We start from the raw sequence: 26,462 nt of genomic DNA, 5'->3' as shown, positions 1-26,462 counted from the left end.
ACTCGTTCACCTCCTGGGGAGCAGCAAAGAACGGTGCCATTCGAGGAATGCGGGTAGGACCGCACGCAGCACACGGAAGGCCGATATTCCCCCGCGCACCGTGCCGATCCGGACCAGTTCATGTTCTGGAGCGTCCACGACCACCCGTACGGCCGCAACCGGGCGGGCTCCGGCGGCCACGGCCGTGCTCAGGGTGGCGGCCGACTCCATGTCGACGGCGATGGCGCCGCCGGCCCGCAGCGCGGCCCGCTCGGGGCCGCGCACGACGTGGTCGGAGCCGGTCAGCGGGCCGGTGTGGACGGTGCGGCCGGGCAGCGCCCGGGTCAGCGCCTTGACCAGCAGGTCGGTGCCGACGCAGGGGGTGGTGCCGTCCGGGCCTCGGGTCTCCTCGGCGACGACGATGTCGCCGGGGTGCATGCCGGGCGCGAGCCCGGCGCAGAAGCCGGAGGCGATCACGGCGGCGTCCCGCCAGGCCTCCCGGCCGAGGGTGCGGCCGACGGCCCGCCGGGCGTGCGCCGGACCCATGCCGGTGCGCACCACGGTGACCGGCGCGGGGGCGCCGCCCCGGTCGCCGCTGCGCAGCGCCAGCTTCTCGATGCCGAGCGCGCAGGCGACGACCAGCGGCGGCACGGCGGACCCCGGGTCCCCGGCCGCCCCGGCCGCGGGCGGCCCGCCCATCAGCGGGGCCCCCGGCCGGGCAGGGCCGGTTCCCCGTTCACGTAGCGGCCGAGCGCGGTGAGCGGGAAGACCTGGCGGTAGAGGTGGTAGTTGATGGAGAAGTCCCAGGGGAAGCCGGTGCCGGTGAACTGGGGCTCGTCCCAGGAGCCGTCCTCGCGCTGGGTCCGGGCCAGCCAGGCGATGCCGCGGCGGACCGCCTCGGAGTCCCGCTCGCCGGCCGCGAGCAGCGCGATCAGCGCCCAGGCGGTCTGCGAGGCGGTGGACTCGCCGTGCCCGATCCAGGCCTCTTCCCTGTACGAGCGCAGGTCCTCGCCCCAGCCGCCGTCCTCGTTCTGCACGGACCGCAGCCAGCCGACCGCGCGGCGGATCGCGGGGTGGCTGCGCGGGATCCCGGCGGCGGTGAGGGCGGGCACCACGGAGCCGGTGCCGTAGACGTAGTTGACGCCCCAGCGGCCGAACCAGGCGCCGCTGGGCTCCTGTTCGGCGAGCAGCCACTCGATGCCCCGGCGGGTGGCGGGGTCGTCGGCGCGGCCCTCCCAGGCGAGCATCTCCACGACGTGGGCGGTGACGTCGGCCGAGGGCGGGTCGATCACCTCGCCGAAGTCGCAGAACGGCAGCCGGTTGGGGAAGGGGCTGGTGTTGTCGGCGTCGAAGGCGCCCCAGGCGCCGTTCCTCGACTGCATGCCGTGGGTCCAGCGGGCGCCGCGGGCGACGGCCGCGTCGAGCCGGGCCGGGTCGGGGTGCTTGACCCGGCGCAGTGCCAGGATCACCTCGGCGGTGTCGTCGATGTCCGGGTAGTTGTCGTTGTGGAACTCGAAGGCCCAGCCGCCCGGGGGCAGTTGGGGCCGGCGCACCGCCCAGTCGCCCTTGCGGGTGATCTCCTCGCCGAGCATCCAGTCGGCCGCCTTCACCAGGGCCGGGTGATCGGGCCGTACGCCCGCGTCGGCGAGCGCGATGGTGGCGAGGCAGGTGTCCCAGACCGGGGACTGGCAGGCCTCGATCATCCGGGCGCCGTCCTCCCGCCACACGGCGAAGCGGTCGAGGGACTCCAGGCCGGCCTTCATCACCGGGTGTTCCAGGTCGTAGCCGAGCAGGTGCAGGGCGATGACCGAGTAGACGGCGGGGGGCTGGATGCCGCCCCAGCAGCCGTCGTTCTCCTGGCGCTCGATGATCCAGCGGGCCGCGACGTTCATGGCGGCCTTGCGCAGCCGGCGCGGGGCGACCTTGCGGTAGAGGTGCAGGCCCTTGTCGACGCGCTGGAAGAAGCCGTCCCAACTGGCCGCCTGGGCCAGGGGCTTGCCCGGGTTGGGGCGGGCCGGGTCGGTGTGCAGCTCGTCGAGCGCGAAGGGCGCGGGCCGCACCGGCCGCTTGGCGGAGACGACGGTGAGCGGCACGATCGTCTGCCGGGCCCAGCAGCCGAAGTCGTAGATGTTGAGCGGGAACCAGCTGGGCAGGAAGACCAGTTCGGGCGGCAGCTCCGGCAGGTCGTCCCAGCGCCACCAGCCGAAGAGGGCGAGCCAGATCCGGGTGAAGACGCGGGCCTCGGCGATGCCGCCCTGTGCGCGGACCCAGGCGGCGGCCCGTGCCATGTGCGGGTCCTCGGGGGCGTCGCCGGCGAGCCGGAGGGCGACGTAGGCCTCGATGGTGGTGGAGAGTTCGGCGGGCCCGCCGTGGAAGGTGGCCCAGGTGCCGTCGGCGCGCTGCTCGCCGCGGATGTGCAGGGCGGCGGCGCGGGTGGTGGCGGGGTCGAGGATGCCCAGGAACCGGCGGAGCAGCAGGTCCTCGGCGTCCATGGTGACGTTGGTCTCCAGGTCGCCCTTCCACCAGCCCTCGGGGTCCTGGCGGCCGAGGAGGTGGGCGACGGAGCGTTCGGCCGCGAGGGCGGCGGCCTTGTCGAGGGCGCCCTGGGAGGCGAACGCGGGCGCGACGGTGGTCGTCGTCGTGGGCGTGCCGGCGTCGGGCGTGGTGGTGGCGGTGGTGGTGTCGCTGGCCGCGGCCGCTCGGGGTCCCATGGCCCCGGCGCTTCCGTCGGTCGTCGCTGTCATGGCTTCCCCTTCGTGCAGGCGGTGTACTCGGGCGTACTTTCTGCTTCTTCGGGTCTGCCGTCGGCCGGTGCCGGGTGGCACCGGCCGGCGACTGCGCACTCATATCAGAGCGATGGTGATCATCTCTTCCGTACGACGACGAAATCGGCCAGTGCCGTCAGCTGGTCCCGCACCCGGACCGGGAGGTCCACCTCGTGCAGGGCGCGGACGGCGATCTCGTGCTGGCGGCGGGCCTCCTGGGAGGTCCAGTCCCGGCCGCCGGCCTCCTCGATGAGGGCGGCGCGGGCGGCGAACTCGGCCTCCGAGAAGGAGTCGAAGTCGGTGCTCTTGGCGTCGGCGGCGAGCAGTTCGCCGAGCCGCTCGGAGGCCGGGCCGCCGGCCGCGAGGGCGGCGACGACGGGCAGCGACTTCTTGCGCTGGCGCAGGTCGGACCAGGTCTGCTTGCCGGTGGAGTCCGGGTCGCCCCAGATGCCGAGGAGGTCGTCCACGGCCTGGAAGGCGAGGCCCAGGTGGTAGCCGTACTCCTCCAGCTTGTCGGCGGTGCGGTCGTCGGCGCCCGCGAGGACGGCGCCGATGGACGCGGCGCAGGCGAGCAGGGCGCCGGTCTTGTTGCCCTCCATCTCCAGGCACTCCTCGACGGTGACCCGCTCGCGGTGCTCGTAGGAGATGTCCTGCGCCTGCCCGTCGATGAGCTTGCGGTTGGCGGTGGTCAGCCGGCGGGTGGCGCGGCCGGCCTCGGCGGTGCCGAGTTCGAGGAGCAGTTCGTTGGCGAGGGCGGAGAGGGCGTCGCCGACCAGGATGGCCTGGGCCGGGCCGTACACCTTCCACACCGTGTCGCGGTGGCGGCGCTGCTCGTCGCCGTCCATGAGGTCGTCGTGGAGCAGCGAGAAGTTGTGCACCAGCTCCACGGCGACGGCGCCGGGGATGCCGACCTCGGGGGCGGCGCCCATGGCCTCGGCGGAGATCAGGGCGAGCGCGGGGCGCACCGCCTTGCCGCTGTCGCCCTCGGTGGGCCGGCCGAGCGCGTCGATCCAGCCGAAGTGGTAGGCGGCCACGGTGTCCATGGGCGGCGCGAGGCGGTCCACGGCCGCCCGCATGACGGGCGTGGTCAGGGCGCGGCCCCGCTCCAGCAGTGCGGCGACGTCCGCGGTGTCGACAGCCGGATTCCCCGGTGGCACAGTCGGCACGGTCTCTCCTCTAGTTCCGGTACTCACACTCATGCCGCCTCCTGCAGCGGATGGTCGTAGTGGCGGCCGAGTGCGGAGAGCGCGGCGCCCGCGGCGCTGAAGCCGCTGCGGACGGCACCCTCCATGGTCGCGGGCCAGCCGGTGGCGGTCCATGCGCCGGCCAGGTAGAGGCCGGGCGCGCGGGTGCGGGCGCCGGGCCGGAGCCGGCCGACGCCAGGGGTCGGGGCGAAGGTGGCGGTCCGCTCCCGGGTCACGAAGAAGTCGCGGACGCCGGCGCCGCGGGCCGCGGGCAGCAGCCGCTCCAGCTCCGGGAGGTAGCGCTCGCGGAGCACGGCCACCGGCTCGTCGATCTCGTCCTGGGCGGCGGACTGGGAGACCGCCAGGTACTGGCCGGGGCCGGTGAGCCCGGAGGACTCGGTGCGGTCGAAGACCCACTGGACGGGGCTGCCGAGGGCGGTGAAGAAGGGCCGGCGGAGCACCTTGCGGTCGTAGACGACGTGCACGTTGAGGATGGGCGCGGTGCCGATGTCGAGGAGCCGGTCGGGGTCGTCGAGGGCGCCCTCGGGCAGCAGGGCGTGGGCCTCGCGCTGGGCGACGGCGAGGACGACGACGTCGGCCTCCAGGCGCTCGCCGGGCAGGTCGACGGTCCAGTGTCCGTCGTCGGTGCGGGTGATCCGCTCGGCCCGGGCGCGCAGTTCGGTGCGCACGCCGAGGGCGTCGAGGGCCTTGCGGGCCAGGGTGTCGTGGAGTTCGCCGAGCGGGACGTGGGCCCAGCCGATGTCGGCGGCGCCGTTCTCGGAGAGCAGCCCGGTCTTGAAGACCTTGGCGGCCAGGCCCATGGAGGCGTCGGGGGCGACGGCGTTGAGGGTGGCGACGCCCACCAGGTCCCACAGGGCCTCGACGGACCGGGCGGACTGCCCGTGCCGGCCGAGCCAGGTGCCGAAGTCGATGCCGTCGAGGGCCGGGTCGGCGGGGTCGAGCTTCTTCAGCGCGAGGGCGGCCCGGGCGACCTGGGCGCGTTCGACCGGCGACAGGTGCGGATAGGTGGCGAGACTGGCGGCCAGGTGCAGGGGTACGGGCAGGTTGGTGCGCCGCAGCCGGCCGAGCCGTGGTCCGGCGGCGCGGCCGACGTCGAGCACGGGGACGTCGAGGCGGCGCTGCACGGGGGCCAGGTGGGCGCCGCCGACGCGCTCCAGGAACCAGCGGTAGCCGGTGCAGCAGCGCAGGTAGACGTGCTGTCCGTTGTCGACGGTGAGCTCGCCGCGCCGGAAGGAGAAGGCGAGTCCGCCGAGCCGGGGCCGGCCTTCGAGGAGGGTGACGTGCAGTCCGGCCTCGGCCAGCTGAAGGGCGCTGGTGACGCCGGCGAGTCCGCCGCCGACGACGACGGCACGGGCCCGCCGCCCGCCGTGTCCGCGCACGACGGTGGCGCCCCCGGTGACCCTGATGTCGTCGGCGGTCATGCGGTCTCCCCTCGGTCCGTGATCGGGGACGCGGTCCGGCGGCCGCGGGTTGTCCCGTGGGCAAGGGTCATGCCGGCCTCCTGACGGTGCGCCGGGAGATGTGACGGGCGTCCAGGCCGGACAGGCCGCGGACGGCGACGTAGGCCTTCTCGCGGCCGGGGAGCGAGACGCGGCCGCGGAGCACGGCCCCGGGGTCGCGCTCGATGCGGTCGAGGAGGCGGCGGTAGATGCCGGCCATGGCGGCGACGCAGGCGCCGCTGCGGCGGTCGAGCATGGGCAGCAGCCGGTAGCCCTCGGCGAACAGGGCGCGGGCGCGGCGGACCTCGAAGTGCACGAGGCCGGCGAAGTCGGCGCCGGGCGGCGGGGTGTCGGCGGCGAAGCCGGCGGAGCAGCCGAACTTGGCCAGGTCGTCGGCGGGCAGGTAGGTGCGCCCGTTGCCGGCGTCCTCGCGGACGTCGCGCAGGATGTTGGTGAGCTGGAGGGCGAGGCCGAGGGTGTCGGCGTACTCGGGGGCGCGTTCGGCGCCCTGCGCGCCGGGCTGGGTGCCGAACACGCCGAGCGAGAGCCGGCCGATGGCGCCGGCGACGCAGCGGCAGTAGACCCGGAGCTGGTCCCAGGTCTCGTAGGTCTCGCCGCGCACGTCCATGAGGACGCCGTCGATCAGCTCGTCGAGGCCTTCCAGGGGGATCGGGAAGCGGCGGGCGGAGTCGGCGAGGGCGACGGCCACCGGGTCGGTGTCGTCCTCCTCGACCTCGCCGGCGCGGATCCGGGCGAGGACCGCCCGGGTCGCCTCCAGGCGCTCCTTCTTGTCGGCGGGCGCGAGCGGGCCGTCGCCGATGTCGTCGACCCGCCGGGAGAAGGCGTACAGCGCGGACATGGCCTGGCGCTTGTCGGTCGGCAGCAGCCGGATGCCGTAGGCGAAGTTGCGCGCCTGCTGTCCGGTGACGGCCTCGCAGTATCCGTACGCGGCCTGGACCGGCGCCGACGGCTGGGACTGTCCCTCCACGGTGCGGCTCACCCCTCTTTCCGCGCCGTGAGCAGGACGGCGCCCGCCCGGCGCATCAGACTCGGTTTGGCGGCCTTGGGCGGCCCGGGCAGGACGTCGAAGCCGGCGGCGGCGATCGCGTCGAGCGCCGCGTACCCGCCGGCGGTGAAGCCGGCGAGCAGCAGCCGGAGCCGGCCGCGGACGCTGCCGACGAGCGGGGCTCCTGAGTCGAGGAGGGCGCGGGCCCGGTCGGCCTCGAAGGCGATCAGGGCGCGCACGGAGGCCCCGGCGGTGGGGGCGGCGAGGTCGTCGACGGTGACGTGGAAGCGCTTCAGGTCCTCGGCCGGCAGGTAGACCCGGTCGCGGGCCAGGTCCTCGGCGACGTCCTGGAGGTGCTCGACGATCTGCAGCGCGGTGCAGATCTCGTCGGAGCGGCGGATCCGCTCGGGGGTGGCGGTGCCGGTGATGCCGAGCACGAGCCGGCCGACCGGGTTCGCGGAGAGCTCGCAGTAGGCGAGCAGGTCCTCGTAGGTCTCGTAGCGGCTGACGAGCTGGTCCTGCCGGTTGGCGGCGACCAGGCCGAGGAAGGGTTCGGCGGGCAGGGCACGGCGCTCGACGGTGGGGACGAGGGCGCGCAGCAGCGGGTGGTGGGGGCCGTCGCCGGCGGGGTCGAAGACCCGCCGCAGGTCGGTCTCGAAGGCGTCGAGGAGGGCGAGCCGGTCCTCGGCGTGCTCGGGGGCGACGCCGAGCAGCCGGGCGTCCGCGCCGCCGGGGGCGAGGTCGCCGTCGCCGATGTCGTCGACGAGCCGGGCGAAGCCGTAGACGGCCATCAGGTCGTCGCGCCAGGCGCGCGGCAGGAAGAAGGGGGCCACGGGGAAGTTCTCGTCCGCGGCCTTGCCGAGTGTGGCGTGCGAGGTGTCCCGGTCTCGCACCTGCCGGGTTCCGGTCACCGGCCGCTGCCCGACGCGGGGACGGCGACACCCTCGTGGAGCTGGAGATTCTGCGTCATGGCCGTCACATCTCCCGTTCTACACCGCGGATCCAATCCATCCTATTTCGGACACGCCGCCGAGCCCTGCCCGTGGCGCTCCGCCCGGGGCCCGGACGCCGAGGGGTATCGCCCCACTTGCCGCGAAACAGACCGGTACAGCTTACGTTGTACGAGGCCGGATGCCGCGTCGGGGGGCCGCGCGCCCGGTGACAACGTCGGGCGGGGCGTCAACCTTCCCCGGGTGGCCGGAAGTTCACCCTTTCTTGACCTTGTTGACCATGGCTTGGGGCGCGCCGCGGCGGCGGCCGGGGGCGCCCCGGAGGTCAGGGTGCGCGGGTGCCGGAGACCACCATGGCGAGGGTCGAGTCGACGACGTCGTCCCGGCGCTGGGCGGGCAGCCGGCGCAGCGGACCCTCGAGGAGCAGCAGCGACAGTCCGTGCACGGCCGACCACGCGGCGGCGTCGGCGGCCGGACGGGCGGCGCGCGGCGGACGGGCGGTGGCGCCGAGGGCGGTCAGGGCGTCGGTGAGCAGGGTGAAGGCGCGCACCTCGCCGACCGGCGCCTCGGGGTCGGGGTCGCCGGTCTCGGTGCGGGCGGTGCCGAAGGCGGAGCGGTAGAGCCCGGGCTGTTCGACGGCGAAGGCCACGTAGCCGCGGCAGAGGGCGGCGAGCCGGGCCTCGGCGGCGAGGGCGGGGTCGTCGGCGCCGGGCACCCGGGCGGCGGCCCGCTCCATGGAGTCGGCGAGCGCCCGCCGGGCGTGGTCGCGGACGGCGGCGAGGAGTTCGCCGCGGCCCTCGAAGTGCCGGTAGGCGGCGGTGGGCGAGACGCCGACCCGGCGGGCGGCCTCGCGGAGCACGACCCGTTCCGGCCCTCCTTCGCCGGCGAGACCGACGGCGGCGCAGATGAGGGCGTTGCGCAGGTCGCCGTGGTGATAGCTCTTTCCTCCCGGGATCGCTGCCATGGGCTCATCCTGCCCGATGTTGACCGCATGAACATTCCGGGCGGGCGCGCGACGCGCGAAATCCGGACGCCCGTGAACGCGCCGCCGCCCCCTCCGATCGGTTCGGCGGGGGCGGTGGCGGTGCCGGTGCGGGTGGTACGGACCCGGGCGGGGCTACTTGCCGGTCTCGCGCTCGTAGGCGGCGATGACCTCGTCGGTCGGGCCGTCCATGAGCAGCTCGCCCTTCTCCAGCCAGAGCACGCGGTCGCAGGTGTCGCGGATCGACTTGTTGCTGTGGCTCACCAGGAAGACCGTGCCGGCCTCCTTGCGCAGCTCGCGGATGCGGGCCTCGGAGCGGATCTGGAACTTGCGGTCACCGGTCGCGAGCGCCTCGTCGATCATGAGGACGTCGTGCTGCTTGGCGGCGGCGATGGCGAAGCGGAGCCGGGCGCCCATGCCGGAGGAGTAGGTCCGCATCGGCAGCGAGATGAAGTCGCCCTTCTCGTTGATGCCGGAGAAGTCGACGATGTCCTGATAGCGGCTCTTGATCTCCTCGCGGCTCATGCCCATGGCGAGGCCGCCGAGGATGACGTTGCGCTCACCGGTCAGGTCGTTCATGAGCGCGGCGTTCACGCCGAGCAGCGAGGGCTGGCCGTCGGTGTAGACCTTGCCGCTCTCGGTGGGCAGCAGGCCGGCGATGGCGCGCAGCAGGGTCGACTTGCCGGAGCCGTTGCTGCCGATGAGGCCGATGGCCTCGCCGCGGTAGGCGGTGAAGGACACGCCGCGGACGGCGTGCACCTTGCGCACGCCGCGCTCGGTCTCGCCCTTGCGGCGGCGGATGATCCGGCTGAGCGCCGCGGTGGCGCTGCCCTTGCCGCCGGCTCCGGCGTTGACCCGGTAGACGATGTGGACGTTGTCCGCGATGACGGTGGGGACGCGGTCCCGGGAGTCGTGATCAGCCACGGCCGTACCTCTCCTCGGCCTTCCAAAAGTAGACGAAGCCGCCGAGGCCGATCACCACGGACCAGGCGACGGTGGCGATCCAGACGTGCGGCGGCAGGTTGGAGGCGCCGTAGCCGTCGATCATCGCGAAGCGGATGAGGTCCATGTGCAGCGCGGCGGGGTTGTACTGGAGCAGGTCGGCGATCCAGGCCGGCTTGTCCGCGAGCATCACCGGGATGGAGAACATCACGCCGGACGCGTACATCCAGGTGCGCATGATGAACGGCATCAGCTGCGCGAGGTCGGGCGTCTTGGCGCCCATCCGCGCCACGATCATGGCGAGGCCCGCGTTGAACACGAACTGCAGCAGCAGGGCCGGCAGGACGAGCAGCCAGCTGAGCGACGGGTAGCTGCCGAAGGCCACGGCGACGACGACCAGCACCAGCATCGAGAACAGCAGCTGCTGGAGCTGCTGGAGCGCGAAGGAGATGGGCAGCGTGGCGCGCGGGAAGTGCAGCGCGCGGACCAGGCCCAGGTTGCCGGAGATGGCGCGGACGCCGGCCATCACCGAGCTCTGGGTGAAGGTGAACACGAACACGCCCGTCACGAGGAACGGGATGTAGACCGACCGCGACATGCCGCGGTCCGCGCCGATGATCACGCCGAAGATCAGGAAGTAGACGAACGCGTTCAGCAGCGGCGTCACCACCTGCCAGAGCTGGCCGAGCTTGGCCTGGCTGTACTGGGCGGTGAGCTTCGCCGAGGAGAACGCCAGGATGAAGTGGCGGCGTCCCCACAGCTGGCGGATGTACTCCCCGAGGCCCGGGCGGGCTCCGCTGACGGCGAGGCCGTGCTTCGCGGCCAGTTCGGCCGGGCTCAGGCCGTCGTCGGCGGACGGTCGGGCGCTCGTCACGACCCCACCGTCCTGGGATGTGTCACTCACAGTCGAAACTTTCGTGTTCGGGATGCGCGGCAAGTCGGGTACCACGATGTCAGACGACGGGCGGGCGTCCCAGTCGGGTCAGCCGCCACACCGTACGCCACCTCATGGGGTGCCGTGGACCGCACGGGGTCCGCCAGCCCGCCCGGAATCCGCCGCACCACGCCCTGAGGGCCGGTACGGAGGGCCGCCGGGCCAGCGTGAGGAGCAGCCAGACGCCGAGATAGACCGGCACCAGGGGTGCGGGAAGATTGCGGCGGGCCAGCCACACCCGGTTGCGGGCCACGTTGAAGTGGTACGTCGCGTGCCGGGACGGCGGAGTGGTGGGGTGCAGCAGCACCATGTCGGAACGGTAATCGATCATCCAGTCGGCGTCGAGGGCCCGCCAGGCGAGATCGGTCTCCTCGTGCGCGTAGAAGAACGCGTCGGGCAGCCCGCCGACCTCGGCGAAGACCTTTGTGCGCACCGCGTTGGCGCCGCCGAGGAAGGTGGTGACGCGCGAGGAGCGCATCGGGTCGGAGGCGCGCAGCCGCGGCACGTGCCGGCGCTGGGTGAGGCCGGTCTCCGGGTCGGCGATCCGGAAGCTGATGATGCCGAGCCGGGGGTCGGCCGTGAAGGCCTGGCGGATCAGCTCCGCGGTGTCGGTCTCGGCGAGCCGCCCGTCGTCGTCGAGGAACAGCAGGGCGTCGACGTCGCTGCCGCCGGGCCCGAAGGCCTCGATGCCGATGTTGCGGCCGGCCGGGATGCCGACGTTCTCCGGGAGGGTCACCGAGCGGACGCCCTCGGGCAGCCCGGTGACCTCCGTGCCCTGGCCCACCACGACCACCTCGATCGGGTCGCCCTGCTGCCGGGCGACCGAGTCGAGGAGGGCGCGCAGGTCGTCGGGGCGGTTGCCCATGGTGATGACGACCGCGCCCAGCTTCATCGGCCTGGTCATGGTGGCGGTCCTCACTTGAGCCTGCTGGAGGCCAGGATCGACACCAGGTGCAGCACGGTCTGCAGCAGCGCGATGCCGGCGAGCACCGCGACGCCGAGCCGGGAGAGGAAGAGGTCGCCCCGGACGTGGTCGCCGATCGCGAGGACCAGGATCAACAGGGAGGCCTCGATGCCCAGGATCAGCCGGTGGAACTTGAGCGCGGCGGCGGCCCGGCGGGCCAGCGCCATGCCGGAGGAGCGCGGCTCGGCGGCCGCCTCCTTGACCGGCGGCATGCCGGCCTGGTGCCGGGCGACGCCGACCAGGTCGGTCTCGGCCTTGATCAGGATGGCGCCGAGCGCGGCGAGGGTGCCGAGGAAGGCCCACAGCCAGTCGATCCGGCCGCCGCCCCACAGGTCGGCGGCGCGCAGGCCGAAGCCGACGAGCACGGCCGCGTCGCACAGATAGGCGCCGACCCGGTCCAGGTAGACGCCGGCCAGCGAGTACTGCTTCTTCCAGCGGGCCAGCTCGCCGTCGACGCAGTCGAGCAGCAGATAGCCCTGGACGGCGACGACGCCGAGCACGGCGCCCCAGATCCCCGGCACCAGCAGCGCGGGCGCGGCGAGGACGCCGGACAGGGTCATCAGATACGTCAGCTGGTTGGGCGTGACCCGGGTGTTCGCCAGCTGGCGGGTGACCCGCAGCGAGATCTCCCGCATGTAGAGGCGGCCGCCCCAGTGTTCGCCGCTCCGCCGGTCCTTCACACCCGGCGGGTGGACGACCGGTCGGAGCTCAGCTACCGATGGCTTTGGCATAGTCGGCGTACGCGTCCCTGATCTGGTCTGTGGACAGGTCGAGGTGTTCGAGGATGGTGAAGCGGCCGGGCCGGGTCTGCGGGGCGAAGTCCACCGCCCGCACGAACTCGTCGACGGTGAAGCCCATCTCCTCGGGCAGCACGGGCAGGCCGTGCCGGCGCAGGGTCTCGACCATCCGGGCGGACTCCTCGCGGGCGCCGCGCAGGTGCATGGCGAAGGCCGCGCCGAGGCCGCACTGCTCGCCGTGGCTGGCCGCCCGGGTGGGGAAGAGCAGGTCGAAGGCGTGGCTGATCTCGTGGCAGGCGCCCGAGGAGGGGCGGCTGTCGCCGCTGATCGACATGGCGATGCCGGACATCACCAGGCCCTCGGAGAGGGTGACGAGGAAGTCGTCGTCGCCGACGCCGCCGGGGTGGCGCAGCACGGCCTCGCCGGCGCTGCGCGCCATGGCGGCGGCCAGGCCGTCGACCTTCTCGCCGGTCTCGCGGTGGGAGAGCTCCCAGTCCGCGATGGCGGAGAGGTTGGAGATGGCGTCGCCGATGCCGGAGCGCACGTAGCGGATCGGCGCGTCCCGGATCACGTCGAGGTCGATGACCAGGGCGATCGGGGTGGGCACGCCGTAGGAGCCGCGGCCGTTGTCGTTGTCCAGGGTGGAGATCGGCGAGCAGATGCCGTCGTGCGACAGGTTGGTGGCGATGGCCACCAGCGGCAGTCCGACCCGGGCCGCTGCGTACTTGGTCACGTCGATGATCTTGCCGCCACCGAGCGCCACGACCGCGTCGTAGCGCTGGCCGCGCATGGCGTCGGCGAGCCGGACGGCCTCGTCGATGGTGCCGCCCATGACCGGGTACCAGTCGGCGTCCGGCAGCTCGGGGGCGAAGCGGTCGCGCAGCTTCAGGCCGGAGCCGCCGCTGATGGCGATGGCGATCCGGCCGTTGCTGGAGATCCGCTGGTCCGCGAGGAGCGCGGACAGGTCGTCCAGCGCTCCGCCGCGGATGTCGACGACGACCGGCGAGGGGATGAGCCGGGTCAGTACTGGCACGCGATGTCACGGCCCTTCGCGAGGTCGTCGTGGTTGTCGATCTCGACCCACTTGACGTCGCCGATGGGGGCCACGTCGACGGTGAAGCCGCGGTTGACCAGCTCCTGGTAGCCGTCCTCGTAGTAGAGGTCGGGGTCGCGCTCGAAGGTGGTCTTGAGCGCGTCCGCGAGCTCCTGGGCGGCCTCGGCCTCGATGAGGGTGACGCCGATGTACTCGCCGGTGGCGGCGGCCGGGTCCATCAGCTTGGTGATCTTCCGGACGCCCTTGCCCTCGGCGGTGACGACCTTCATCTCCTCGTCGGCGAGGTTCTTCACCGTGTCGAGGGCGAGGATGATCTTCTGGCCGTTGCCGCGGGCGGCGAGCAGGGTCTTCTCGACGGAGACCGGGTGGACGGTGTCGCCGTTGGCGAGGATCACACCGCGCTTCAGGACCTCACGGGCGCACCACAGGGAGTAGGCGTTGTTCCACTCCTCGGCCTTGTCGTTGTCGATGAGGGTCAGCTTCAGGCCGTACTTCGCCTCCAGCTGCTCCTTGCGCGCGTACACGGCCTCCTTGCGGTAGCCGACGACGATGGCGGCCTCGGTGAGGCCGACCTCGGCGAAGTTCTTCAGCGTGAGGTCGAGGACGGTCAGCGAGCCGTCGCCGGCCGGGTCCACGGGCACGAGGGCCTTCGGAAGCGTGTCGGTGTAGGGGCGCAGACGCCGTCCGGCACCGGCTGCCAGTACGAGGCCAATCATGCTGTCTCTCCTTCGTCGTGTACGGCGGGTGCTCCGGAGGAGACCCAGAAGCGGATGGACTCCGCGAGCACCACGAGACCCACGACGGCCGCGAGTGCGGCGAGGGCCCGGGTGAAGTCGTCACCGCGGTCCGCGAGGAGTGCGGCGAGCGCGGCCACCACGAGCGTGCGTCCCTCGTGGCCGCCGACGGTGCGCACCAGCCACGCGGGCGGCGCGCCGGTGCCGCCGCGAATGCGGTACACCGTGTCGTAGTGATGGTAGGCGACCGCCGCGACCAGCCCGAATGCGGCGGGAAGGGCGTGCGCGGCGTCGGCCTTGGCGGCCAGCACAAGCACCGTGCCGTACTCGGCGGCGCGGAAGAAGGGCGGGACGAGCCAGTCGAGGGCGCCCTTGAGGGGGCGCGCGACGGCGAGGCCCGCGGTCATCGCGTAGAGCACGGCGACGGGGACGAGCCGGACGTCGCCGAAGGGCAGGGCGAGCGCTCCGCCGAGCATCACGGCGGCGCCGAGGGCGGCGACGAAGACGGGGGCGGCCGTGCCCGCGCGGCCGCGCAGCATCCGCGCCTGGAGCTCGGCGAGCGGCCCGGAGTCGGTGAGGTCGGCCAGGGCCTGTGCGGCGCGGTCGGTGCGGGCCCCCTTGCGGGTGAGGGAGCGCAGGACGCGGCCGGCGGTGGTGTAGCAGGCGCCGAAGGCGCAGCCGACGATCAGCGCCCAGAAGACGATCCGGGGGCTGGTGACGGCGGTGAGGACGGCGATCATCGCCCAGCGCTCGCCGATCGGCAGGATGATCATGCGGCGGGCCCAGACGGTCCAGCCGACTCCGTCGAGCCGGTTGGACAGGGCCAGGCTGGTCTTGGCGGCGCCCGCGGTGCCCGGGCCGTCGGCGTTGGCCTCGTTGAACGAGAAGTCCACGACGTGCCGGCAGGTCATGAGGATCATCGCGCCGAGCGCGAGGGCCCAGACGTCGTCGCCGTTCCGGGCCGCACCGAGGGCGAGTCCGGCGTAGAAGGAGTACTCCTTGGCACGGTCGAAGGTGGCGTCGAGCCAGGCGCCCATCGTCGAGTACTGCAGGGAGTAGCGGGCGAGCTGCCCGTCGGTGCAGTCGAGGACGAAGGAGACCAGGAGCAGCACGCCGGCGGCCACGTAGCCGGCGCGGTCGCCGGTGGCGGCGCAGCCGGCCGCGAGCAGCGCGGTGAGCAGCGAGGCGGTGGTGACCTGGTTGGGGGTCAGGCCGCGGCGGGCGCACCAGCGCGCGATGTAGCGCGAGTACGGGCTGATGAAGAAGGTGGTGAAGAAGCCGTCGTGGGCCTTGACGGCGGACTTCAGGCGTACGGCCTCCTCGTCGACGGCCTCGACGGCGGCCCGGGCCTCGTGGCGGGCCTCCGGTCCGTCGGGCACGGTGGCGACCAGGGTGCCGAGCTGGGGCCGGTGCACGGCGACGCCCTCGGCGTCGAGGGCCTCGGCGAGGGTGTCGGGGAGGCTGACGGCGAGCGCCCGGGCACCGCCCGCGGCGGCGGTGCCGCCGGGCGCGGCCTCCGCGTCCAGGGCGCGGGCCAGGGCCTGCCGGGCCTCGGGCTGCGCGCTGAGCGCGCCGGGTGCGGCGGCGACCGGGAAGCGCGGGTCGGTCAGCGCGAGCCGCAGCGCGTGCCGGTGTCCGACGAAGCGGGGGTCCACGACGGCGACCCGCTGTCCGGCGGGCACGCGGGCCAGCAGGGCGCCGGTCTCGTGCGGGCCGGACGCGACTTCGACGGCGAAGCCGAGGGACCGCAGATCGGCGTCGAGCGACGATCCGGGGACCGGCGGACCGGTGAGGATGGCGGTCGGCAGGGCGAACTCACTCCTTGGAGCTGGCGGACGGGCCGGCGCGGCCCCGGCACGGCACGGACACGGCGAGGCGGCCCGGCATCGGCGGCGGCACGTCGGCTGAGGCTATCGGATGACGGAAGCGCGAGTTCACCGAGGTTTCGCGGGACGGTCTCCCCCGATCCGCCCCGTGTCCGCGCGGGTACGCCAGGTGCCGGAGGGATCATCATCGGCGATGGGCCGTCCGGGGGACAAACCGCGGTCGGAGACCCCCGGGGTGAGGCTTTCGGCCACTCCCCGTCCGAATCACATAACCGCAGGTCAGAGCATATGACAACGGTGTTCAGTACCGTGTTGCACATACCCCCCACCCGTAGTTCACTGGCGATTCGGAGACGCCGAACGGCACACGACGAGACGATCTGGGAGGCCTTCCATGGGGGCTGGACACGACCACGGACACAGCCACGGCGGTCCGCCGCCGACCGGCACCGCGGCCCTGGCCCACCGCAACCGGCTGCGCATCGCGCTCGGCATCACGCTCTCCGTGATGGTGGTCGAGATCGTCGGCGGTCTCGTCGCCGACTCGCTCGCCCTGATCGCGGACGCGGCCCACATGGCCACCGACGCCGTCGGCCTGGCGATGGCCCTGCTGGCGATCCACTTCGCCAACCGGCCGCCGGCCGGCAACCGCACCTTCGGCTACGCCCGGGCCGAGATCCTCGCGGCGCTCGCCAACTGTCTGCTGCTGCTCGGCGTCGGCGGATACGTCCTCTACGAGGCGATCCAGCGCTTCCTGGAGCCGGCCGAGACCCGCGGCGGCCTCGCCATCACCTTCGCGGTGATCGGTCTGGTGGCCAACATCGTCTCCCTCTCGCTGCTGATGCGCGGCCAGAAGGAGAGCCTGAACGTCCGCGGCGCCTATCTGGAGGTGCTCGCCGACGCGCTGGGCTCGGTGACGGTGATCGTCGCCGCCGGGATCATCCTGCTCACCGGCTGGCAGTACGCCGACCCGATCGCCTCGATCCTGATCGGCCTGATGATCGTGCCCCGCACCGTGAAGCTCCTGCGGGAGACCCTGGACGTGCTCCTGGAGGCCGCCCCGAAGGGCGTGGACATGGCGGAGGTGCGGGCGCACATCCTGGCGCTGCCGGGCGTCGAGGACGTGCACGACCTGCACGCCTGGACGATCACGTCGGGCATGCCGGTGCTCTCGGCGCACGTGGTGGTCACCCAGGACACCCTCGACGCGGTCGGGCACGAGAAGATGCTGCACGACCTCCAGGGCTGCCTGGGCTCGCACTTCGACGTCGAGCACTGCACCTTCCAGCTGGAGCCGGCCGGGCACGCCGAGCACGAGGCCAAGCTCTGCCTCTGACTGCTAGCCTGGCGGAGTCGTACGTGTGAGAGAGGGGCTGAGGTTGATGACCGTCGCGATGAAGGCTGCCCGCATCGGCAGCGCCCGGTCGTCCCTCAGCCTCCGGGTCTCCGGCTGACCTGACGCACTCCGTCCTGTCGTCGGCCGGGACCCTCTCACCCAAGGGTTTCCCACGTTGTCCGACAACGACATCAGCACCACCGACACCACCACCGACTCCGGCACCACCACCGACTCCGACACCGGCGTCTCCGGCGAGGCGCTGCGTGACGCCTTCTTCGCCCTGCACCACGGTCTGCCGCGGCAGGGCCCCGGCTCCGACGCCACCACCCGCCGGCTGCTCGCGCTCGCGGGCCCGCTGCCCGAGCGCCCGCGCGTGCTCGACCTGGGCTGCGGCCCCGGCCGCTCCGCCCTGCTGCTCGCCGCCGAGGCGGGCGCCGAGGTGACCGCGGTCGATCTGCACGAGCCGTTCCTGGCCGAGCTGCGGGCGGCGGCCGCCGCCCGCGGACTCACCGACCGGGTCCACGCCCTGCGCGCCGACATGGGCGCGCTCGGGGACCTGCCCGACGGCTCCTTCGACCTCGTCTGGGCCGAGAGCTCCGTCTTCGTGCTCGGTTTCGACCGGGCGCTCGCCGACTGGCGCCGGCTGCTCGCACCCGGCGGGACGCTGGTCCTCACCGAGTGCGTGTGGACCACCGAGCGGCCCGGCCCCGAGGCCCGGGCCTTCTGGGAGGAGCACTACCCGCTCCGTACGGTCACCGCGAACGCGGCGGCGGCCGTCGCCGCCGGCTACCACGTCCTCGGCACCGTCCCGCAGCCCGAGAGCGACTGGGAGGCCTACTACGGCCCCCTGGCCGCCAAGGCCGACGCCGCCGACACCACGGTGCCCGGCATGGCCGTGGCCGTCGCCGCGGCCCGCGCCGAGATCGCGCTGCGCCGGGAGCACGGCGGCGACTACGGCTACACGGGCTTCGTGCTGCGCCCGGCCGATCCGCGCTGGCGCACCCGCGAGGAGACCGCGGCCGACGTCGCACGGGTGCGGGAGGTCAACGCGGCGGCCTTCCCCACCGCCGCGGAGGCGGGCCTGGTCGACGCCCTGCGCACCGACCCGGACGCCTGGCTGCCCGGCCTGTCGTACGTGGCGGAGGCCCCGGACGGGACCGTCGCCGCGTACGCCCTGATCACCCGGTGCCGGGTCGACGGGGTCCCGGCGGCCGCGCTCGCCCCGGTCGCGGTGGCGCCGGAGCACCAGCGGACCGGGGCCGGGCAGGCCGTGGTCCGGGCGGTGCTGGACGCGGCGAGGCTGCGCGGGGAGCGCCTCGTGCTGGTGCTCGGCCATCCGGGTTACTACCCACGGTTCGGGTTCGCACGTGCGTCCGCGTACGGAATCCGGCCACCCTTCGAGGTTCCGGACGAGGCCATGATGGCGCTCGATCTGGAGGGTTCCGGTGACGTGAGCGCGGGCACGATCACGTATCCCGCGGCCTTCGGGGTCTGACGCGTGCGCCGTTCCCGCCGTGCCGGGGTGTACTCCGGTGCGGTGGGAGCGGTCATGTCCGGCCGCCGAAGTACGGACAAGCCGGTTTTGTACGGCAGACTGAGGTGGCCCGCGAGGGCGAGGACCGATGCGAAGGATGGGTATGCCGACCACATCAGCCACCGTGGCTCACCACTCGTCGAACGGCGTGCGGCCGACCGATGCCGAGGCGCCGATCATGCTCGAACTGGTCGACGAGAACGGCGTCACGATCGGCACCGCGGAGAAGCTCTCCGCGCACCAGGCGCCGGGGCGGCTGCACCGCGCGTTCTCGGTCTTCCTCTTCGACGAGGAGGGCCGGCTGCTGCTGCAGCGGCGCGCGCTCGGCAAGTACCACTCCCCCGGCGTGTGGTCCAACACCTGCTGCGGCCACCCCTACCCGGGCGAGGCCCCGTTCGCGGCGGCCGCCCGGCGCACCTTCGAGGAGCTGGGCGTCTCGCCCTCGCTGCTCGCGGCGGCCGGCACGGTCCGCTACAACCACCCGGACCCGGCCTCGGGCCTGGTGGAGCAGGAGTTCAACCACCTCTTCGTCGGGCTCGTGCAGAGCGGGCCGCGCCCGGACCCGGAGGAGGTCGAGGAGACCGCCTTCGTGACGGCCGCCGAGCTGGCCGAGCGCCACGCGTCCGCGCCGTTCTCCGCCTGGTTCATGACGGTGCTCGACGCGGCGCGCCCGGCGATCAGGGAGCTGACGGGTCAGACCGGGGGCTGGTGACCCCCGCCGGGGCCTGCCCCGGGGCCTGGCCCTGAGGCTGGGCCTGGGTCAGCGGTCCGCCCGGGGCCTGGCCCGGCACGAAGGGGTTGAGCGGGAGCGCCGCCCAGATGATCTTGCCGCCGCTCGCGGTGTGCTCGACGTCGCAGGCGCCGCCGGCCTCGCGGGCGACCTCCCGGACGAGGAGCAGTCCGCGGCCGCCGGTCTGTCCCCAGTCGGCCTCCAGGGCCTTGGGGCGGTAGGGGTGGTTGTCCTCGACGGACACCCGCACCCACTCCGCCCCGATGGCCACCTCCACCGCTATCTCCGGGGACAGCAGCGCGGCGTGCTTCACCGCGTTGGTGACCAGTTCGGAGACGATGAGGAGCAGTCCCTGCACGGTGTCCTCGTGCACCGGGACGTTCTGCCGGACCAGCAGGTCACGGACGGCGTGCCGGGCCTGCGGCACGGACACGTCGACCGCGGGAGCGGTGAAGCGCCAGACCCCTTCGTAGGACGGTGGCCGGGCGGGGACGCTCCCGCGGCTCTCCATAGTCCGGCTCCCGCCCTCGTGCTCGATTGTCGCCACGGGTCGAGTCTTGGCAATCCGGCGGCACGCCTCGGGATACTGACCAGAAGTCGACAGATATCGACCGGTTCCCGATCGGGTGAGTATGCCAACGTCAGTTGTTCGACTACTCCTGATCCCCCGCTGACGCCTTCGTCGTCGGCGCCGTTGGTGTGACCATACTGACGATACGGCGTCCCCCGATGCCCATCGCGATCAGGCCCAGCCCGTCGAAGAGCAGCGCCAGCGAGAAGAACACCCCGAGCACGTAACGGCTGCTGTCCGGCCAGTCGAAGAGCACGAGCAGGCCGAGGAGCAGCCCGAAGGCGCCCTGGAGCAGGGTCCAGCCGAACTGCGGCCCGCGCACCACCACGCTGCCGACCAGACGGAACAGACCGCCGGTCAGGAAGAGCAGGGCCGCGAACATGGTCAGCGCCTCGGCCGAGCCCTCCGGGTGCCGGATCACCACCACGCCGGCCGCGATGTTCAGCGCGGCGACCACCACCGCGAGCCAGAAGTAGCTGCTCCCGCGCGACTCGATGGCGTGCAGCAGCCCGACGACGCCACCGATCAGCAGCAGCCAGCCGAACAGCAGCATCGAGGTGAGGGTGGCCAGCCCGGTGTAGACGAGACCGACGATCCCGCCGATGACGAGCAGCACGCCGAGCGCGGCGAGCCAGCCGAAGCTCCGGCTGAGCCGTTTTCCCTCGCGGGCCATGTCCCGGCGCACCTCGTCGGCCGACGCGGCCGCGGGCGGGCCGGGAGCGTCGGTGTCCCGGCCGGGCGTTCCGGTGTCCTTGCGGGCCATGCGCGCCTCCTCCTCGCACCCCCCTTCTCGCACCCCTTCTTGATCGTACGTACGGGTCCCCCGGATAGCATCCGGCGCATGGAGCCGCAGCTGACCGTGCACGTCGCCGACGAGGTCGCCACCCTCGTCATCGCCAACCCCGCCAAGCGCAACGCGATGACCGCGGAGATGTGGCGCTCGCTGCCCGGGCTGCTGGCCCCGCTCGCCGCCGATCCGGGGGTGCGCGCGCTGGTGCTGACCGGCGCGGGCGACACCTTCTGCGCCGGGGCGGACATCTCGACGCTGCGCGAACCGGGTGACGAGCAGCAGGCCCTGGCGATCCGCGCCGAGGCGGCGCTCGCCGCCTTCCCCAAGCCGACCCTGGCCGCCGTGCGAGGCTACTGCGTGGGCGGCGGCAGCCAGCTCGCCGCCGCCTGCGACCTGCGCTTCGCCGAGGAGGGCGCGCGCTTCGGGATCACCCCGGCGAAGCTCGGCATCGTCTACCCCGCCTCCTCCACCCGGCGCCTGACCGCCCTGGTCGGGCCCTCGGCCGCCAAGTACCTGTTGTTCTCGGGTGAGTTGATCGACACCGAGCGGGCGCTGCGGACCGGTCTGGTGGACGAGGTGCACCCGGTGGGCGCGCTCGACAAGCGGGTCGCGGAGTTCACCCGGGTCCTGGTCTCCCGCTCGCTGCTCACGCAGTCGGCGGCCAAGGAGTTCGCCGACGGCCTGACCGGCCGCGAGGAGCACTGGGCGGAGCAGGCGCGCGGCAGCGGCGACACCGCGGAGGGGGTCGCCGCCTTCCTGGAGCGCCGCCCGGCGCGCTTCACCTACGGGCGTTAGCGCCCCGGGGCACCGCCGGCACCGGCACCGGCGGCCTCGCGCCACCGGGCGACGATCGCGGCCGGGGCCTTGTCCGGGGAGCCCGCGTCGTACGGGGGCTGCGGGTCGTACTCGGTGAGCAGCTGGACGGTCTGGGCGGCCTCGTCGCCGGCGATCCGGCCGAGCAGGTGCAGGGCCATGTCGATGCCCGAGGAGACGCCGGCGGCGGTCACGTACTTGCCGTCGAAGACCACCCGCTCGCCGGTGGGTTCGGCGCCCAGCGCGCGCAGCTCCTCGTAGGCCAGCCAATGGGTGGTGGCGCGGCGGCCGACGAGGAGGCCGGCGGCGCCGAGCAGCAGCGAGCCGGTGCACACCGAGGTGGTCCAGGTGCTGGTCGCGTCGGTGGCGCGCAGCCAGTCGCGGAGCCCCGGGTCGTCCTTGGCGGTGCGGGCGGCCGGGCCGCCGGGGACCAGCACGACGTCCGGGCGCGGCACCTCGGCGAGGGTCCGGTCGGCGAGCAGGGCGAGGCTGCCCTGGTCGTTGCGCACGGGGCCGGCGTGCTTGGCCACGAAGACGGTCTCGGCCCCGGGGAGCCGGGCGAGGAGCTCGTACGGGCCGACGGCGTCGAGCGTGGTGAACCCCTCGTAGAGCAGGACGGCGATCTGCATGCGGTGCTTCCCTTCAGAGGACGGGTGCGTGGTCGCGGACGGGTGCGTGGAAGCGGCGGCGGTAGTCGGCCGGTGCGGTGCCGAGCGCCTTGACGAAGGCGCGGCGCATCGCCTCCGGGGTGCCGTATCCGGCGGCGCGGGCGACCTCCTCGACGCCCCGCGCGGTCTCCTCCAGGAGCCGGCGGGCGTGTTCGAGGCGGACCCGGTCCACGTAGCGGCCGGGCGTGACGCCGGTCTCGGCCCGGAAGGCACGCGCGAAGTGGCGCGGCGAGAGCCGGGCGCGGGCGGCCAGCGCCTCGACGGACAGGTCGGCGCCGGGGTGCTCGGCGATCCAGGCCTGGACGTCCCGCAGCGGCTCGCGGCGGGCGGTCTGGGCGGCGAGCTGGGCGCTGAACTGGGCCTGGTTGCCGGGGCGGCGCAGGAAGACCACGAGGTGGCGGGCGACGGTGAGCGCGGCCTCGCGCCCCAGGTCCTCCTCGACCAGGGCGAGCGCCAGGTCGATGCCCGCGGTGACGCCGGCGGAGGTGGCCACCCGCCCGTCCCGTACGAAGATCGGCTCGGGCTCGACGGTGACCGCCGGGTGGCGGCGGGCCAGGAGTTCGCAGGCCGACCAGTGGGTGGTCGCCCGGTGCCCGTCCAGCTGCCCGGCCTCGGCGAGTAGCAGCGCCCCGGTGCACACCGACACCAGGCGGGCGGCGCCCGGGGCGTGGGCGCGCAGCCAGGCGACGAGCGCCGGGTCGGGGCGGCGGGTGCCGCCTCCGCCGGGGACGAGCAGGGTGTGCGGCGGACCGTCGGCCACGGCCGCGTCGAGGGAGGTGTCGGGCAGCAGGGTGAGCCCGCTGTCGGTGCGCACCGGTCCGCCGTCGGACGAGGCGGTGCGCACGGCGTAGGCGTCCGGCCGCCCGGCGGCCCGGGCGGCACCGGTGAACACCTCGACGGGTCCGGTGACGTCGAGGCTCTGGACGCCGTCGAAGAGGACGACGAGCACGGGGCGGCGCTGGGTCATGCCGCCATCCTTCGCCCGGCCCGAGCACGGCCGCAATGACGCGCTCCCCACCTTTTCGGCCCTCGCCGGTGTCTCGCGGGCCGCGAGCGCCGGGGCCGGGGGGCCGGGGCGGGGATTCCCGTACCTACCAGCCGGTAGGTAGGGTGCGGGGCCATGACGACTCTGCCGCCGCTCGCCGGGCGCCGCTGCGCCCACCCGGTCAACCTCCTCCACGCGACCCTCTTCTTCTCGCCCGACCTGGACGCGGTCTTCAAGGAGCTGGGCGTCGAGGACCCGCACACCGTGCGGCTGGCCGCGCGCAGCGCCCCGCTCGGGGCGGTCGGCGCCGGGACGGTGGCCGCGGCCTTCTACAACTACGCGCACGACTTCCTCGCCCCGCGGCTGCCCGCCGTGTGGCAGACCGCCTCCCCCACCGAGGTGCTCGACGCCCGGCTGCGGGCCGCGGACGCCACCTACCGGCGGCTGCTCGGCGAGGAGGCCGTGGCCTCGGCCGAGATGGCCGAGGCCGCCGAGCTCGCGCTGCGCGCCGCCGAGGCCTGCACCCGGCACGCCCGGCCGCTGTACGCGGGCAACGCCGACCTGCCGGTGCCGGACGCCCCGCACCTGCGCCTCTTCCACGCCACCACGCTGCTGCGCGAGCACCGCGGCGACGGGCACGTGGCCGCCCTGCTGCACGCCGGGCTCGACCCGGTGGAGGCGCTGGCCAGTCACACCGCCACCGGCAAGGGCATGGCCCCGCGCTGGGTCCTGGGCACCCGCGGCTGGGGCCGGGCCGACTGGGACGCGGCCGTGGCACGGCTGACCGCGCGCGGGCTGCTCGACGCCGAGGGCGGGCTCACCGAGGCCGGGGCGGCCCTGCGGGAGTCGCTGGAGGCCGAGACCGACCGGCTGGACGCCGCTCCGTACGAGCACCTGGGCGCGGCCGGCACGGCCCGGCTGACCGAGCTCGCCAAGGGCTTCCTGGTGACGGCGGCCGGCGCGGGCGCGTTCCCCGCGGACCTCGCCGGCCGCGGCTGAGCCGGGGCCGGGCCGCCCGCGAGGGGGCCGGGCGGGTCGGTTGCCGCGTACGGGTGACCGACCCGGCAGAATGCATCCGCAAGCTTGAGGCACGAGAAGGCGGGTCGGACATCGTGACGACGTCCATCGAGGCAAGGATCGCCGAGGAGCTCGGCGTACGCGAGCGACAGGTGAGGGCGGCCGTCGAACTGCTCGACGGCGGTTCGACCGTGCCGTTCATCGCGCGCTACCGCAAGGAAGCGACCGAGATGCTCGACGACGCGCAGCTGCGCACCCTGGAGGAGCGGCTGCGGTATCTGCGCGAGCTGGAGGACCGGCGGACCGCCGTCCTCGACTCGGTGCGCGAACAGGGCAAGCTGACGCCCGAGCTGGAGGCGCGGATCCTCGGCGCCGACACCAAGGCGCGCCTGGAGGACATCTATCTGCCCTTCAAGCCCAAGCGGCGCACCAAGGCGCAGATCGCCCGCGAGGCCGGTCTGGAGCCGCTGGCCGACGGGCTGCTCGGCGACCCGACGGTGGAACCGCTGGCCGCCGCGGCCGCGTTCGTGGACGCCGGCAAGGGCGTCGCGGACCCGGCCGCCGCGCTGGAGGGCGCGCGGGCCATCCTCACCGAGCGCTTCTCCGAGGACGCCGACCTGATCGGCGAGCTGCGCGAGCGCATGTGGGGCCGCGGCCGGCTGGTCGCGAAGGTCCGCGAGGGCAAGGAGGAGGCCGGCGCGAAGTTCGCCGACTACTTCGACTTCGCCGAGCCGTTCACCGCGCTGCCCTCGCACCGCATCCTCGCGATGCTGCGCGGCGAGAAGGAGGACGTCCTCAGCCTGGAGCTCGAACCGGAGGAGCCCACCGACGGGCCCTCCTCGTACGAGCCGATCGTCGCCCATCGCTTCGGCGTCGCCGACCGGGGCCGGCCGGGCGACAAGTGGCTCCTGGACACCGTCCGCTGGGCCTGGCGCACCCGGATCCTGGTGCACCTCGGGATCGACCTGCGGCTGCGGCTGCGCACGGCCGCCGAGGACGAGGCGGTCCGGGTCTTCGCGGCGAACCTGCGCGACCTGCTGCTCGCCGCCCCGGCGGGCACCCGCGCGACGCTGGGCCTCGACCCCGGCTTCCGCACCGGTGTGAAGGTGGCCGTGGTCGACGCGACGGGCAAGGTCGTGGCCACCGACACGATCTACCCGCACGTGCCGGCCAACAAGTGGGACGAGTCGCTCGCGAAGCTGGCCCGGCTCGCGAAGGAGCACGCGGTCGAGCTGGTCGCCATCGGCAACGGCACCGCGTCCCGCGAGACCGACAAGCTTGCCGGTGAACTCATCGCGAAGCACCCGGAGTTGAAGCTGACGAAGGTGATGGTCTCGGAGGCCGGGGCCTCGGTCTACTCCGCCTCCGCCTTCGCCTCGCAGGAACTCCCGGGCCTGGACGTGTCGTTGCGCGGCGCGGTCTCCATCGCGCGCCGGCTCCAGGACCCGCTGGCCGAGCTGGTGAAGATCGACCCGAAGTCGATCGGCGTCGGGCAGTACCAGCACGACCTGTCCGAGGTGAAGCTCTCGCGCTCACTGGACGCGGTGGTCGAGGACTGTGTGAACGGCGTCGGCGTCGACGTCAACACCGCCTCCGCGCCGCTGCTTTCGCGGGTCTCCGGCATCAGCTCGGGCCTCGCCGAGAACATCGTCGCCCACCGCGACGCCCACGGCCCCTTCCGCTCCCGCAAGGCGCTCAAGGACGTGGCGCGGCTCGGCCCGAAGGCGTACGAGCAGTGCGCGGGCTTCCTGCGCATCCGCGGCGGCGACGACCCGCTGGACGCCTCGGCGGTGCACCCGGAGGCGTATCCGGTGGTGCGCCGCATGGTGAAGACGACCGGCGGCGAGGTCGCCTCGCTGATCGGCAACACCGGTGTGCTGCGCTCGCTGCGGGCCGACGACTTCGTCGACGAGACCTTCGGCCTGCCGACGGTCACGGACATCCTGAGGGAGCTGGAGAAGCCGGGCCGCGACCCGCGCCCCGCCTTCCGGACGGCCACCTTCAAGGAGGGCGTCGAGAAGATCGGCGACCTGGTGTCGGGCATGGTCCTGGAGGGCGTGGTCACGAACGTCGCCGCCTTCGGCGCCTTCGTGGACGTCGGCGTCCACCAGGACGGTCTGGTGCACGTCTCCGCCATGTCGAAGACCTTCGTCAAGGACCCGCGGGACGTGGTGAAGCCGGGTGACGTGGTGAAGGTCAAGGTCCTGGACGTCGACATCCCGCGCAAGCGGATCTCGCTGACGCTGCGCCTGGAGGACGAGGCCGCGGCCGGCGGGGAGCCGGGTGCGCCGCGCCGCGAGCGGGGCGAGCGGGGCGGACGTCCGCCGCAGCAGCGCCGCGGCGGTGGCGGGGGCGGCCGGGACCGTGAGCGGGCACAGGGCGCTGCCCCGGCCCCGGCGAACAGCGCGATGGCGGACGCCCTGCGCAAGGCGGGCCTGCTGAACGAGGGCGGTTCCGGGGACCGCCGGGGACGCGGGAGGCGCTGACGCGCCGCCCGG

General features: G+C 73.8%; 23 protein-coding genes and 1 pseudogene. 6 read left to right on the top strand and 18 right to left on the bottom strand.

From position 1 onward, the window contains the following. Positions 1-6: 6 nt before the first annotated feature. From ACIGW2_RS26360 to ACIGW2_RS26295, 14 genes are all read right to left on the bottom strand, one after another. On the bottom strand, positions 7-678 hold the full coding sequence (locus ACIGW2_RS26360) for a 1-hydroxy-2-methyl-2-butenyl 4-diphosphate reductase (RefSeq protein WP_399846387.1): 672 nt from the start codon (positions 676-678) through the stop codon (positions 7-9). Further along, positions 678-2,723: a squalene--hopene cyclase gene (gene shc, locus ACIGW2_RS26355; RefSeq protein ID WP_391655983.1), complete on the bottom strand. Its 2,046-nt coding sequence runs from the start codon at positions 2,721-2,723 to the stop codon at positions 678-680. The genes ACIGW2_RS26360 and shc overlap by 1 nt, the downstream gene beginning before the upstream one ends. Before the next feature lie 119 nt (positions 2,724-2,842). Further along, positions 2,843-3,943, bottom strand: a complete 1,101-nt coding sequence (locus ACIGW2_RS26350; protein WP_399846384.1) for a polyprenyl synthetase family protein — start codon at positions 3,941-3,943, stop codon at positions 2,843-2,845. Further along, on the bottom strand, positions 3,940-5,370 hold the full coding sequence (gene hpnE, locus ACIGW2_RS26345) for a hydroxysqualene dehydroxylase HpnE (protein WP_391655985.1): 1,431 nt from the start codon (positions 5,368-5,370) through the stop codon (positions 3,940-3,942). Before hpnE ends, ACIGW2_RS26350 begins: the two co-directional genes overlap by 4 nt. Before the next feature lie 67 nt (positions 5,371-5,437). Further along, a complete protein-coding gene (hpnD, locus tag ACIGW2_RS26340) occupies positions 5,438-6,388 on the bottom strand; it encodes a presqualene diphosphate synthase HpnD (protein WP_391655986.1) in 951 nt (316 codons plus the stop codon). Then, positions 6,385-7,305 carry a squalene synthase HpnC gene (gene hpnC / locus ACIGW2_RS26335; RefSeq protein WP_391655987.1) on the bottom strand — a complete coding sequence of 307 codons (921 nt, stop codon included), beginning with the start codon at positions 7,303-7,305 and terminating at the stop codon, positions 6,385-6,387. The genes hpnD and hpnC overlap by 4 nt, the downstream gene beginning before the upstream one ends. 364 nt (positions 7,306-7,669) lie before the next feature. Beyond that, complete coding sequence (locus ACIGW2_RS26330; protein ID WP_391655988.1) at positions 7,670-8,308, bottom strand: TetR/AcrR family transcriptional regulator; 639 nt, start codon at positions 8,306-8,308, stop codon at positions 7,670-7,672. Positions 8,309-8,461: 153 nt separating this feature from the next. Further along, positions 8,462-9,250, bottom strand: coding sequence for an ABC transporter ATP-binding protein (locus tag ACIGW2_RS26325; protein ID WP_356071985.1), 789 nt, complete (start codon positions 9,248-9,250; stop codon positions 8,462-8,464). After that, positions 9,243-10,172, bottom strand: coding sequence for an ABC transporter permease (locus ACIGW2_RS26320; RefSeq protein ID WP_356071982.1), 930 nt, complete (start codon positions 10,170-10,172; stop codon positions 9,243-9,245). Before ACIGW2_RS26320 ends, ACIGW2_RS26325 begins: the two co-directional genes overlap by 8 nt. Before the next feature lie 49 nt (positions 10,173-10,221). Beyond that, the gene (locus tag ACIGW2_RS26315) at positions 10,222-11,106 is read right to left on the bottom strand and encodes a glycosyltransferase family 2 protein (RefSeq protein WP_391655989.1); all 885 of its coding nucleotides are present in this window, start codon (positions 11,104-11,106) and stop codon (positions 10,222-10,224) included. A gap of 11 nt (positions 11,107-11,117) precedes the next feature. Beyond that, on the bottom strand, positions 11,118-11,897 hold the full coding sequence (locus ACIGW2_RS26310; protein ID WP_356071976.1) for a CDP-alcohol phosphatidyltransferase family protein: 780 nt from the start codon (positions 11,895-11,897) through the stop codon (positions 11,118-11,120). Then, the gene (locus tag ACIGW2_RS26305; protein ID WP_391655990.1) at positions 11,875-12,936 is read right to left on the bottom strand and encodes an iron-containing alcohol dehydrogenase family protein; all 1,062 of its coding nucleotides are present in this window, start codon (positions 12,934-12,936) and stop codon (positions 11,875-11,877) included. Before ACIGW2_RS26305 ends, ACIGW2_RS26310 begins: the two co-directional genes overlap by 23 nt. Next, positions 12,924-13,673, bottom strand: coding sequence for a sugar phosphate nucleotidyltransferase (locus tag ACIGW2_RS26300; RefSeq protein ID WP_399846379.1), 750 nt, complete (start codon positions 13,671-13,673; stop codon positions 12,924-12,926). Before ACIGW2_RS26300 ends, ACIGW2_RS26305 begins: the two co-directional genes overlap by 13 nt. Further along, entirely contained in the window at positions 13,670-15,499 is a 1,830-nt protein-coding gene (locus tag ACIGW2_RS26295) for a DUF5941 domain-containing protein (protein ID WP_399846525.1), read from the bottom strand. Before ACIGW2_RS26295 ends, ACIGW2_RS26300 begins: the two co-directional genes overlap by 4 nt. Positions 15,500-15,911: 412 nt before the next feature. On the opposite strand from ACIGW2_RS26295, the gene ACIGW2_RS26290 reads away from it, so the two are divergent. The 3 genes from ACIGW2_RS26290 (at position 15,912) to idi (ending at position 19,102) form a co-directional block, all read left to right on the top strand. Then, positions 15,912-16,853, top strand: coding sequence for a cation diffusion facilitator family transporter (locus ACIGW2_RS26290; protein ID WP_391655992.1), 942 nt, complete (start codon positions 15,912-15,914; stop codon positions 16,851-16,853). Between the two features lie 262 nt (positions 16,854-17,115). Further along, the gene (locus ACIGW2_RS26285) at positions 17,116-18,351 is read left to right on the top strand and encodes a GNAT family N-acetyltransferase (RefSeq protein WP_391656161.1); all 1,236 of its coding nucleotides are present in this window, start codon (positions 17,116-17,118) and stop codon (positions 18,349-18,351) included. A 142-nt stretch (positions 18,352-18,493) separates the two neighbouring features. Then, positions 18,494-19,102 carry an isopentenyl-diphosphate Delta-isomerase gene (gene idi, locus ACIGW2_RS26280; protein WP_356071965.1) on the top strand — a complete coding sequence of 203 codons (609 nt, stop codon included), beginning with the start codon at positions 18,494-18,496 and terminating at the stop codon, positions 19,100-19,102. An 82-nt stretch (positions 19,103-19,184) separates the two neighbouring features. Here the strand turns inward: idi and ACIGW2_RS26275 are convergent. Both ACIGW2_RS26275 and ACIGW2_RS26270 read right to left on the bottom strand, forming a co-directional pair. Further along, positions 19,185-19,631 (bottom strand): annotated as a pseudogene (locus ACIGW2_RS26275) (ATP-binding protein); the annotation flags it as partial. A 142-nt stretch (positions 19,632-19,773) separates the two neighbouring features. After that, positions 19,774-20,364 (bottom strand): HdeD family acid-resistance protein, encoded by a 591-nt coding sequence (locus ACIGW2_RS26270; RefSeq protein WP_391656162.1) that lies wholly within the window; start codon positions 20,362-20,364, stop codon positions 19,774-19,776. A 168-nt stretch (positions 20,365-20,532) separates the two neighbouring features. On the opposite strand from ACIGW2_RS26270, the gene ACIGW2_RS26265 reads away from it, so the two are divergent. After that, entirely contained in the window at positions 20,533-21,276 is a 744-nt protein-coding gene (locus ACIGW2_RS26265) for an enoyl-CoA hydratase/isomerase family protein (protein WP_399846375.1), read from the top strand. Here the strand turns inward: ACIGW2_RS26265 and ACIGW2_RS26260 are convergent. Then, positions 21,273-21,923, bottom strand: coding sequence for a DJ-1/PfpI family protein (locus ACIGW2_RS26260; protein ID WP_391655994.1), 651 nt, complete (start codon positions 21,921-21,923; stop codon positions 21,273-21,275). The two genes, ACIGW2_RS26265 and ACIGW2_RS26260, sit on opposite strands and share 4 nt — an antisense overlap. A 13-nt stretch (positions 21,924-21,936) precedes the next feature. Further along, positions 21,937-22,929: a GlxA family transcriptional regulator gene (locus ACIGW2_RS26255; RefSeq protein WP_391655995.1), complete on the bottom strand. Its 993-nt coding sequence runs from the start codon at positions 22,927-22,929 to the stop codon at positions 21,937-21,939. 153 nt (positions 22,930-23,082) lie between these two features. Between ACIGW2_RS26255 and ACIGW2_RS26250 the strand changes: the two genes are divergently transcribed. Further along, on the top strand, positions 23,083-23,946 hold the full coding sequence (locus tag ACIGW2_RS26250; RefSeq protein WP_391655996.1) for a hypothetical protein: 864 nt from the start codon (positions 23,083-23,085) through the stop codon (positions 23,944-23,946). 113 nt (positions 23,947-24,059) lie between these two features. Continuing rightward, positions 24,060-26,450, top strand: a complete 2,391-nt coding sequence (locus ACIGW2_RS26245; protein ID WP_391655997.1) for a Tex family protein — start codon at positions 24,060-24,062, stop codon at positions 26,448-26,450. Positions 26,451-26,462 lie beyond the last annotated feature (12 nt).

The organism is Streptomyces sp. NPDC053541 (genome assembly GCF_044544705.1).
Classification (GTDB): domain Bacteria; phylum Actinomycetota; class Actinomycetes; order Streptomycetales; family Streptomycetaceae; genus Streptomyces.
Note: the sequence above shows the minus strand (reverse complement) of the source record. Positions and strands in the feature narration are given on the sequence as shown.